The organism is Streptomyces sp. NPDC026062 (assembly GCF_055568375.1).
In genome coordinates, this window is the sequence record NZ_JBVHOQ010000007.1 from 231,955 (window position 1) to 241,815 (window position 9,861).

The 9,861-nt window shown below is 73.1% G+C and carries 8 protein-coding genes and 1 riboswitch; of the genes, 6 read left to right on the plus strand and 2 right to left on the minus strand.

What is annotated here, in order from left to right; genetic code table 11:
* Positions 1–92 precede the first annotated feature (92 nt).
* Together ACZ4LX_RS09105 and ACZ4LX_RS09110 are read left to right on the plus strand one after the other, a co-directional pair.
* Complete coding sequence (locus ACZ4LX_RS09105) at positions 93–965, plus strand: ABC transporter substrate-binding protein (protein WP_467642577.1); 873 nt, start codon at positions 93–95, stop codon at positions 963–965.
* Between the two features lie 266 nt (positions 966–1,231).
* Positions 1,232–2,164, plus strand: coding sequence for a carbohydrate kinase family protein (locus tag ACZ4LX_RS09110; RefSeq protein ID WP_467642579.1), 933 nt, complete (start codon positions 1,232–1,234; stop codon positions 2,162–2,164).
* Between the two features lie 183 nt (positions 2,165–2,347).
* Here ACZ4LX_RS09110 and ACZ4LX_RS09115 read toward each other — a convergent pair whose 3' ends face one another.
* On the minus strand, positions 2,348–3,637 hold the full coding sequence (locus tag ACZ4LX_RS09115; RefSeq protein WP_467642581.1) for a hypothetical protein: 1,290 nt from the start codon (positions 3,635–3,637) through the stop codon (positions 2,348–2,350).
* Between the two features lie 167 nt (positions 3,638–3,804).
* Here ACZ4LX_RS09115 and ACZ4LX_RS09120 point away from each other — a divergent pair, with 167 nt between their 5' ends.
* From ACZ4LX_RS09120 to ACZ4LX_RS09135, 4 genes are all read left to right on the plus strand, one after another.
* On the plus strand, positions 3,805–5,706 hold the full coding sequence (locus tag ACZ4LX_RS09120) for an acyl-CoA dehydrogenase family protein (protein ID WP_467642583.1): 1,902 nt from the start codon (positions 3,805–3,807) through the stop codon (positions 5,704–5,706).
* Between the two features lie 394 nt (positions 5,707–6,100).
* A riboswitch (cobalamin riboswitch) is annotated at positions 6,101–6,287 on the plus strand.
* A gap of 63 nt (positions 6,288–6,350) precedes the next feature.
* Entirely contained in the window at positions 6,351–7,391 is a 1,041-nt protein-coding gene (locus ACZ4LX_RS09125) for an ABC transporter substrate-binding protein (protein WP_467642585.1), read from the plus strand.
* The gene (locus ACZ4LX_RS09130; RefSeq protein ID WP_467642587.1) at positions 7,388–8,476 is read left to right on the plus strand and encodes a FecCD family ABC transporter permease; all 1,089 of its coding nucleotides are present in this window, start codon (positions 7,388–7,390) and stop codon (positions 8,474–8,476) included. The genes ACZ4LX_RS09125 and ACZ4LX_RS09130 overlap by 4 nt, the downstream gene beginning before the upstream one ends.
* Positions 8,473–9,261 carry an ABC transporter ATP-binding protein gene (locus tag ACZ4LX_RS09135; protein ID WP_467642589.1) on the plus strand — a complete coding sequence of 263 codons (789 nt, stop codon included), beginning with the start codon at positions 8,473–8,475 and terminating at the stop codon, positions 9,259–9,261. The genes ACZ4LX_RS09130 and ACZ4LX_RS09135 overlap by 4 nt, the downstream gene beginning before the upstream one ends.
* A 141-nt stretch (positions 9,262–9,402) precedes the next feature.
* Here ACZ4LX_RS09135 and ACZ4LX_RS09140 read toward each other — a convergent pair.
* A partial coding sequence (locus ACZ4LX_RS09140) for a transposase (protein WP_467721132.1) occupies positions 9,403–9,861 on the minus strand: 459 nt, incomplete at its 5' end.

The window sequence follows — 9,861 nt, forward strand, 5'->3', positions numbered from 1 at the left end:
GTCCCGGGGGTGCCACCGCGTCCCGCTGGGCAGGTAGTCCTGGACGAGATCAGCGACGGGGGGCGGGCAGCCGGTGGCGAGAGGTGTGGGACGTGAGCGAGCAGACCGTGTGGCGATTCTCCGACGACCGGGGGCAGGTGTCGACCGCGGGGCGGCGCCCGGAGCGGGTGCTCGCCTATGTCCAGGCCGGTGCGACCTTATGGGACCACGGCATCCGCCCGAGCGGGATATTCGGCTCGGGCCACGACGACCCCGCGGTGCCGGACGTGGCGAAGACGGGATCGCTGCCCCTGACCGGCCTCGGCTACCCGGGAGCGGGCGCCACGCTGGACGTCGACGCGCTGCTCAGCGGCGAGCCGGATCTCGTCGTGGCCGTCAGTTACGGCGGCGGTCAGGTCTACGGCCTCGATCCCGAGACGGCCAAGCATCTGGAGGGGCACGTCCCCGTCGTCGTCATCGACGTGGGCCAGGCGCGCACCCTCGCCGGGATCGGTGACCGGTTCGCGGAACTGGCCCGCTCACTCGGTGCCGAGGAGCCCGCGGCGGCCGTCCAGGAGCTGGAAGCGGCCCGGGAGCGGCTGCGCGCACGCACCGGGGGCCCCGGCGCGGCGCGGGTCCTCGCGCTGTCCCCGGCGGGCCAGGAGCAGGCGCATCTGGCCCGTCCCCGCACGTGGCCCGAGCTGCGGGTGCTGGCCGGGCTCGGCCTCGGCCTGGTGGAACCCGCCGAGGGGCCCGGAGCGAACTGGTCGACGGTCGGCTGGGAGCAGGCCGCCGAGCTGCGCCCGGACATCGTGCTCGCCGACGTCCGGGCCCACGCCACTCCGCTCGGCGAGCTCCGGACCAACGAGCACTGGGCGTCGATCGAGCGCTCGGCGCGGGTGGTTCCCTGGAACCCCGAGCCGGTGTGCAGCGCGCACGCCCATGCGCGTTTCCTGGCGCTCGTGGCCGACGCGCTGGAGGCATAGCCGAGTCACGGGGCGCACCCGGGCCCCCGGCCCCGACGTTCGCGGCGCCGGCGTCACGTACGGCCACGGGTGTTGGCGCGGGCCGCCCCGGCAGTGGCCGGATCCGTCCGTGCGCGGCGGGACCGGGCTCCACGGGTGCGCGGACAGTGACCTCTGCCAGGATGCGCCGGAGCGGTCCGTACACGGCAGGACCGGCTCCGCGCGTTCGCCGGCGGTCACCGCTGTCAGGACGCCCACGCCATCGCACCACGGGAGACATCACCCTCATGCTCGACAGACAGCACCTGCTGGTCATCGGTGAATGCGTCGCGGACATCGTCCGGCTGCCGGACACGGCCGACCGGGTCCATCCGGGAGGCAGCCCGGCCAACGTCGCGTACGGCCTGGCCAGGCTCGGACACGGTGCGACGCTGCTCACTCAGCTCGGGGCGGACGACAACGGGCGGCTGATCCGCGACCACCTGACCGGAGCCGGGGTCGATGTCCGCACGGACGGCGCGACCGCCCCCACCCCGTCCGCCGCCGTGGCCCTGGACAGCACCGGAAGGGCCGCGTACACCTTCGAGATCACCTGGACGCTCGGCGCGGTCCGGCCGGACACGGCGCCCCAGCACCTCCACACCGGGTCGATCGCGGCCGTGATGGAACCGGGAGCGGCCACCGTCGTCGCGGCCGTCGAATCGCTGCGGACGGGCGCGACCGTCAGCTACGACCCCAATGTGCGTCCGGAGCTGATGGGGGACCACGGGGCCGCCGTGCGCAGGGCCGAGCGCTGTGTCGCGCTCAGCGACGTGGTCAAGGCCAGTGACGAGGACCTGGAATGGCTGTATCCGGGCGAGGACCCGGTGAAGGCCGCCGAGCGGTGGCTCGCCACCGGCCCGGCCGTCGTCCTCGTCACCCGGGGCGCGGACGGAGCCTGTGCGGTCCTGCCCGACGGGCCGGTGACCGTCGCCGCGCCGCCGGCCGAGGTCGTCGACACGGTGGGCGCGGGGGACGCCTTCATGTCCGGCACCCTGCACGCACTCGCCGCACACGGACTGCTCGGCGCCGCCGGCCGGGAGCGGCTGCGGGCAGTGGACCGGGCCACGATGGGGGACGTCCTGCGGCACGCGGCGGCGTCGGCGGCCGTCACCGTCGCCAGGGCCGGCGCCAACCCGCCCGACCTGGCCGAACTGGACGCGGCACTCGGCCGGATGTGAACGCGGCGGTGCCACCGTCACCCCCCACGGGGACGGCGGCACCGCCGATGCGCCGGCGAGGAGATGCTGGAGCGGTGGCTCCGGAGATGCTGCCCACCCCTCACCGCCCAGCTGTCACCGGCACGGCACCGTTGTACGGGCCGCCCGTTACTCGGGCATTACAAGGCGGTCCCGGCGGCGGGGCTACGCAGGTGCCGCCGGACGCGGTGTGCTGTCGTCGAGGAACTCGACGACAGCCAGGACGAACAGGGCGCACAGGGCGATCCACACCGTGACCAGACCCGTCGGCCGGTCCCACGCCACCAGCACCGCGACAGCCGCCACGACCACCGTCCAGTTCAGCGGCCGCCTCGCCCGGTGCACCCATCTGCCGACCGGACCGCCGGTGACACCGGCCGCCTCCCGGACGGCCCCGATGCCACCGCTCCACACCGCCTTGACCCGGGTCGCGGCCCGGCCCGCGCCGGTGAGCCAGGCGGCGAGCGCCACCACCGCGCCGACCGTCACGACCAGCCGGACCCCGGCCCGCAGATAGCCGGCCAGCGCGTCGAAGACAGCGCCCGCAGCCGGCTGCGAGACGTCCGGGGGGAGGCTGTCGAGGTAGAAGGCACGTCCTGCCCACAGCCCGAGCCCGAGCAGGGCGGCGCACGCCGCTGCCGCGAGCGCCGCGGTGACCAGTGCCCGCCGGCGGCGTACCGCGAGCAGCACCCCGCCCGCCGCCACCACCAGCGTGACCACGGGAAGCCAGAATCCGAGGAGTTCGAGCGCCCGGAAACCCTGCTTGGCCTTGCCGACCGAGTCCGAGGTCAGGATCGTGTAGTCGGTGTGGATCTCCGGGATCCTCCCCGCGACCGTCAGGCCCCGGTCGACGAGACGCTGCTTCACCCGGTCGATGACCGGGGCGAGGTCCAGGGTGACGGTGTCGTCGGTCAGCTTCACCGCGCCGCCGCCCTCGCCGGTCAGCGCCTTCACGACGGCGGAGTGGGCGGACCTGTTGAGGCTGCTCCACACCCGCGCGAACTCGTCGCCGGCCACGAACCGTTCCACGGTGCCGCGGACGAGGTTCGTGATGCCGGCGGTCAGCGGGTCGCCGAGCCTGCGGAGTGCCTTGTCCACCACGGGCCGGTCGGCCGGAGCGACGTCCGCCAGCAGCGCGTCGATGTCCAGATGCACCATGACGGCATCGGTGACGCGTGTGGTCACCGCCGCCTGCACATCGGGGTCGGAGGCCAGCGGCTCCACCATCTTCACGTAGCGGTCGGTGTTCCCCGCGACATCGCTCGCCCAGCTCGACACGATGCTCAACGGGGTGAGGACAGCCGCCACCAGGATCAGCAGGACCGCGAAGAACGAACGCACACGAGGCCGGGAGCGGCCCGTGGCCCGGATCTCCAGCTGCGCCACCCGGGCGCGCAGGGCCTCCAGTTCGGCGTGCTCGTCCGTCGCTGCCGACTCGTCGGGGTGCCGTTCCATGCCCCAAGGGGATGTCCTGGACGCCCGCACAGCGCGGCGAATTACTGCATACGGGTGACGAGTGGTGGCCGGGCGGGTGGCGTCGGAGACCCCGCCGGGCAGGGGAGAATCGATTTTTGTAGCAGGCTGCGGGGTGTCCTGGACGATTTCCGATCGTTCCCGCTTGTATGACCACACTTCTCCGCAGCGCCGGACCCTCGGGAGCCGGAACCCGGCCGTTCGCCGGCCCGCTCACCACCGCGCTCCTCGGTCCGGACGCCCAGCGCGAGCACGGCTTCTGGCGCCGGCTCGTCGCCACGGATCCGTTCCGCCGGCCCGTCTGCCCCCCTCCCGGCCTCGCCCCCGAGGAGCGGCTCGCCCTTGCCCACGCGCGGCTGCGCAGGCTCAACAGCGCACTGGACAGCGCCGCCCGCCCGGCCGCCGACCCACGAGCCCTGGCCGCTCTGCACGAATGGATCGCCCCGGTGGACCCGGCACTCGCCACCGTCGCGGGCATTCACTACAACCTCTTCCTCGGCAGCCTCCTGGACAACGACGCCGACAGCCCCCGCGATCTGTCGGACTATCTCGACCTGCGACGGGTCGGCACCTTCCTCTGTACGGAGGTGGCCCACGGCAATGACGCGGTCGCCGTCGAGACGACCGCCACCTATGACCCGGACCGGGACGGGTTCGTTGTGCACACCCCGCACTCCGGCGCCCAGAAGTTCATGCCCAACACCAGTCCGGCCGGCGGCCCCAAGTCGGGACTCGTCGCCGCCCGGCTGATCGTCGACGGCGTGGACCAGGGGGTCTTCCTGCTCCTTGTGCCGCTCACCGACGCCTCCCGGACCCTGCCCGGGGTGAGGGTGCGCCTGCTGCCCGCGCGGATGGGCAGTCCGGTGGACCACTGCCTGACCTCCTTCGACCAGGTCTTCGTGGACCGCGGCGCGCTGCTCGGCGGCGCGCAGGGGCGGGTCGGCGACGACGGGGTGTTCCGCAGCGACACCACAGGACACCGGCGCCGCTTCCTCACCTCGATCGCACGGGTCACCACCGGCCGGATCTGTATGAGCGCGAGCGCGGTGGGCTCGGCACGGGTCACGCTGGCCATCGCCGTCCGCTACGGAGGCCACCGCTTCGTCTCCGGAAGCCGCTCGGCGCCTCCGGTGCCGGTGATCGCCCACCGCAGCCACCACGGTCCGCTCGCCGAGGCCATGGCCACCGTCTACGCGATGAGCCTGCTGCACCGACGTGCTCTGGACCGCTGGGAACAGGTGGCGACGCGGCCGCCCGCGGAGCGGGAGGCCGCCGAGCGGCTGGTCGACATCGCCAAGGGGTGGATCACCTGGCAGGCCCGGTCGGTGATGGTCGAGTGCCGGGAACGGTGCGGCGCCCAGGGACTGCTGGAGAACAACGGGATGGCCGAACTCGTCACCGGGATCGAGGGCGCCATCACCGCCGAGGGCGACAACCTGGCCATCCACACGCGGGCTGCCGCCGGACTGCTCTTCGACGCGGCACGCGCGACGCGGGAGGAACCGGCCGCAGGCCCGCCGGACGGTGACCTCACCGATCTGCGCTTCCTTCGCCGGCTCCTGGCGCAGGCGGAACACATCTGGTTCGACAGGGCGGCCGCACGGCTGGCCCGGGTGCCGCAAGGCGGCCCGCTGGAACGCTGGAACGCGGCCTCGGGGCCCGCCCTGCGGGGGACCGAGGCCCATGCGGTCCGGCAGGCGGCCGACGCGTACGAGACCGCGATCGCGGAGCTGCCCGCGGGAGCGGCCCGCGAGCGGCTGGGTGAACTGGCCCGGCTGTTCGCGCTGCGCCGGGTCGCGCGCGACAGCGGAGATCTGCTCGCCGCCGGCCATCTGACCGCCGGCCAGGTCGACGGGCTCACCGATGCCATCGAGCAGCTCGTCGCGGCCGTGAGCGGTCATCTGCCCGAGCTGGCCGATTCCTTCGCGCTGCCCGGGGAACTGCTCGCCGACTGGCCCATCGCGGGAGCCGGCTACATGGACGCGTACGACGACCCGGGCGCTTCCTGGAACACCACGGGAACCCAGGAACCCGCCGGGAGGACGCGATGACGGGCACACCGAGGCAGTCGGCCGCCGTGCTGCCGCGCCGGGCGGCGGACGCGGTCCGGTGTCTGGGCGTCCGGGGAGTCCTGCTGGCCTTCTGGGGTACCGCGGCTGTGCTCTCACGGTGGTGTGAGGGAGCACACGGCCAGGTTGGCGAATCGGTTCGCCGCAAGGCGTAGCCGGAGAAACGCTGCCTGGCCGGTCCCGCGCCGGGGCGGTGCGTACGGCACCGCCCCGGCGCCCCACGGGCCGGACCCCCGCGACCGGTCACAGGCGTGCGTACGGCACCGCCCCGGTCCGTACGGGCTGGACCCGCACGGCCGGTCACAGGCGTGCGTACGGCACACCTCCGGCTTCCCTGGCCGGACCCACACTGCAGCTGAGCTGCGCAGAGGGTCGTGGTAGCGTGCCCGGAGCCAGTCGAACTCCACCTAGGAGTCAGGGAATCCGGTGTGAATCCGGAACTGACGCGCAGCGGTGAGGGGGACGGGCGGGGCCACGGCCACTGGGAGACCCACGGTTTCCCGGGAAGGCGTCCCGTCCGCGTGAACCCGAGTCCGAAGACCTGCTGGCACCCACGGCCCGGTACCGGGCCGCGGAACTCCGTACACAGGGCCCCGCGCATGGGCCCAGAGACGCCGAGGTACTCCGTGCCGCCCACAGCCGGCCCCGCCCGCTCCTTCGCCCTGCTCACCGCCGCGCTGATCCTGCTGTCCGCCTGCGGCGGCGGCTCGGGCGGCTCCGCAGCCAAGTCCGGGGGAGCCGACGGCTATCCGGTGGTCCTGACGAACTGCGGACGGACCGTCACCGTGGACGCGCCCCCCGAGCGCGCCGTGCCGGTCGACCAGGGATCGACCGAGATCCTGCTCTCGCTCGGCCTCGCCGACCGGCTGGCGGCCACGGCCACCTGGACCGACCCCGTACTGAAGGGGCTGGAGAAGGCCAACGCCGGTGTCCCGAGGCTCTCCGACAACCGCCCCTCGTCGGAGAAGGTCCTGGACCAGGAACCCGACTTCGTCAGCGCCTCCTTCGAGTCGACGCTCGCCAAGGGCGGAGTCGCCCCCCGCGAGCAGTTCGAGGAACTCGGTGTCCCCACCTATGTCTCGCCCGCCGACTGCACCGCCAAGGACAACAGCAAGGACGGCGACGGTGTCCGCACCGGCGCCCTGACCATGGACAGCGTCTACGGCGAAGTGCGCGACCTGGCCAAGGTGTTCGGCGTACCGGAGCGCGGCGAGGAACTGGTGGCCGGGCTGCGCGCCCGGGTTCGTGAGGCGACGAGAGACATCGACGCCTCCGATGCCTCACTGATGTACTGGTTCGCCAACTCCGAGGCTCCGTACCTGGCCGGCTGCTGCGGGGCGCCCGGCATCATCACCCGGGAGCTCGGTGCGAAGAACGCCTTCGACGACACCCACGAGGAGTGGCCCCAGATCAACTGGGAGACCGTCGCCGACCGCAACCCGGACGTACTGGTGATCGGCGACCTGACCCGCAAGTCGCAGACCGCCGAGAGCGCGGCGAAGAAGATCGCCTTCCTGGAGTCCAACCCCGCCACGAAGAACATGGACGCCGTCCGCGACAAGCACTACGTGCTGCTCAGCGGCCAAGCCATGAACCCCACCATCCGGACCGTCGAGGGCGTGGAGCGCGTCGCCGCCGGGCTGCGCGCCTTCGGGCTCGCGGGGTGACGGACACCGAACAGGCCGCGGCGCCGCCCGCGTACGCGGGCACGCACCCCCGGCCCGGCCGACGGGGCTTGCGGGGCCTGCGCGGCGGACTCCTGTGGGCCGGCGGGATCCTGCTGCTGCTCCTGTCCGTCGCCCTCGCCGTCACCATCGGCCCGGCCCGGATCTCCGTGGCCGACGTCTGGTCCACGGTCGCCTCCCACCTCGGTGCCGGTGAGTCGCGGCTCAGCCCGATCCGTGACGGCATCATCTGGAACCTGCGCATGCCGCGCACCCTGCTCGCCGCCGTCTGCGGCGCGGGACTCGCGGTCTGCGGCACCGTCATGCAGTCGCTGCTGCGCAATCCGCTCGCCGACCCGTTCGTCCTCGGGGTCTCCTCGGGAGCCTCGACCGGCGCCGTCGTGGTCGTCGTCCTCGGCGTCGGCGGGGGAGCGGTCTCCCTGTCGGCCGGGGCGTTCATCGGGGCCTTGTGCTCCTTCGCCCTGGTCATGCTGCTCAGTCACACCCTGGGCGGCAGCACCGACCGCGTCGTCCTGTCCGGGGTCGCGGCCATGCAGCTCTTCTCCGCGCTCACCTCCTTCGTCGTGATGACCGCGGCCGACGCCGAACAGACCAGGGGGGTGCTGTTCTGGCTGCTGGGCTCGCTCGGCGGCGTCGGATGGAGCGATGTGTGGATCTGCTCCGCCGTGCTCGCCGTGACGCTGCTGGTCTGCCTCGGCCACGCCCGGACGCTCGACGCCTTCGCCTTCGGTCAGGACGCGGCGGCCACCCTCGGTGTCCACGTCGGCCGTACCCGGATCGTTCTGCTGTGCACGACCGCGCTGCTGACCGCCGCACTCGTGAGCTCGGCCGGCGCCATCGGGTTCGTCGGCCTCGTGCTGCCGCACGCGGCCCGTGCGCTGACCGGTTCGGGGCACCGCAGGCTGCTGCCGGTCACCGCGCTCGCCGGGGCCGTCTTCCTGGTCTGGGTCGACACCCTCGCCCGGACCGTCCTCGACCCGCAGGAGGTTCCGGTGGGAGTCGTCACCGCCCTGATCGGGGTGCCCGCCTTCGTGCTGGTCCTGTACCGCACCCGGAGGGCCCCGTGACCGCGGCCACCAGCGGCGGTCTGCGGGCCGACCGGGTCAGCAGGGAGGCGGGCGGCCGGCTCATTCTGGACGGTGTCTCGCTGGCCCCGCCGCCCGGTGCCACCATCGGGCTGATCGGCCCGAACGGCTCCGGCAAGTCCACCCTGCTGCGCATCCTGGCCGGAGTCCTGGCTCCGGACGCGGGCGTGGTCACCCTCGACGACGACCCGCTGGCCGCTGTCGGCCGCCGCACCGTGGCCAGACGGGTCGCCGTGGTCGACCAGCACGCCGTCACGCAGGTCGAGCTGAGCGTCGTGGACGTCGTACGCCTGGGCCGTATCCCGCACCGGCGCGCCTGGTCGGCGCCGACGGCGGCGGACGAGACGGCTGTGCGGGAAGCCCTGGAGCGGACCGGTCTCGCCGACCGCCGCGAGCAGTCCTGGCACACGCTCTCCGGCGGAGAGCGCCAGCGCGTCCAGATCGCCCGAGCGCTGGCCCAGCAGCCGAGGGAGCTCCTGCTCGACGAACCGACCAACCACCTGGACATCCAGCATCAGCTGGAACTGCTGTCCCTGGTCACCTCGTTGCCGCTGACGGCCGTCGTCGCTCTGCACGACCTCAACCTGGCCGCGATGTTCTGCGACCGGATCGTCGTGATGAACGGGGGACGGGTGGTCGCGGGCGGCACCCCGGCGGAGGTGATCACGGAAGGGCTCATCGCGGACGTCTACCGGGTACGGGCCGTGGTGACACCGGACGGTCCGCACGGGCGGCCCTCCGTGCGCTTCCGTCCGGAGCGGTCCTGACCTCACACCGTCCGGCGGTCCCGGCGCTCCGCGCCGTGGACTCCCTGACACGTTCCGGCGCCACCAAGCGGTCCGGCGAGGGGCGGGCCCCCGTGTGGGACACTGTTGGCCAATGCCCCTTTTCACTCCGCCCCACCGGATTTATCCGGTGGGGCGGAGTGCTGCGAAGTGTGAGGTGCGTGTCGGGGCGAGTGGGGTGCCTGTGAGCCAGGCGTCGAGGCGGGTGAGGTTCATTCCGGCTGCGGTCAGCAGGTGTTGCAGGTGGGTTTTGGGGTGGCCTCGGTAGCGGGACCTGCGCAGCCCGAACGCGCGGACGCCTTGGGAGATAGTGCCCTCGATGCCGGCGCGGTGTCCGTAGCGCTGCTTCCATTGATCGGTTTGCTGGTCGCGCCGGGCTGTGCGGAGCGCTTCGTGTTCGTCGCGGTGTCGCAACGTGATCTCGCGCCCCATGTAGGCGACGCCGCGGGTGCACTGGTCGCGTGAGGGGCAGGGGCGGCAGTCCGCGGGTGAGAACCTGGCGCGGATCACGGGGCCTGACGAGCGTCGCCCGTCGTGCTGCCACTGTGTGCTGGTCCTGCCGTTCGGGCAGGTCACCTGCGT

Excerpts from the sequence above, each read along its gene's own strand:
- ACZ4LX_RS09110 (WP_467642579.1), top strand. The coding sequence starts at position 1,232 with ATGCTCGACAGACAGCACCTGCTGGTCATCGGTGAATGCGTCGCGGAC.
- ACZ4LX_RS09115 (WP_467642581.1), bottom strand. The coding sequence starts at position 3,637 with ATGGAACGGCACCCCGACGAGTCGGCAGCGACGGACGAGCACGCCGAA.
- ACZ4LX_RS09120 (WP_467642583.1), top strand. The coding sequence starts at position 3,805 with ATGACCACACTTCTCCGCAGCGCCGGACCCTCGGGAGCCGGAACCCGG.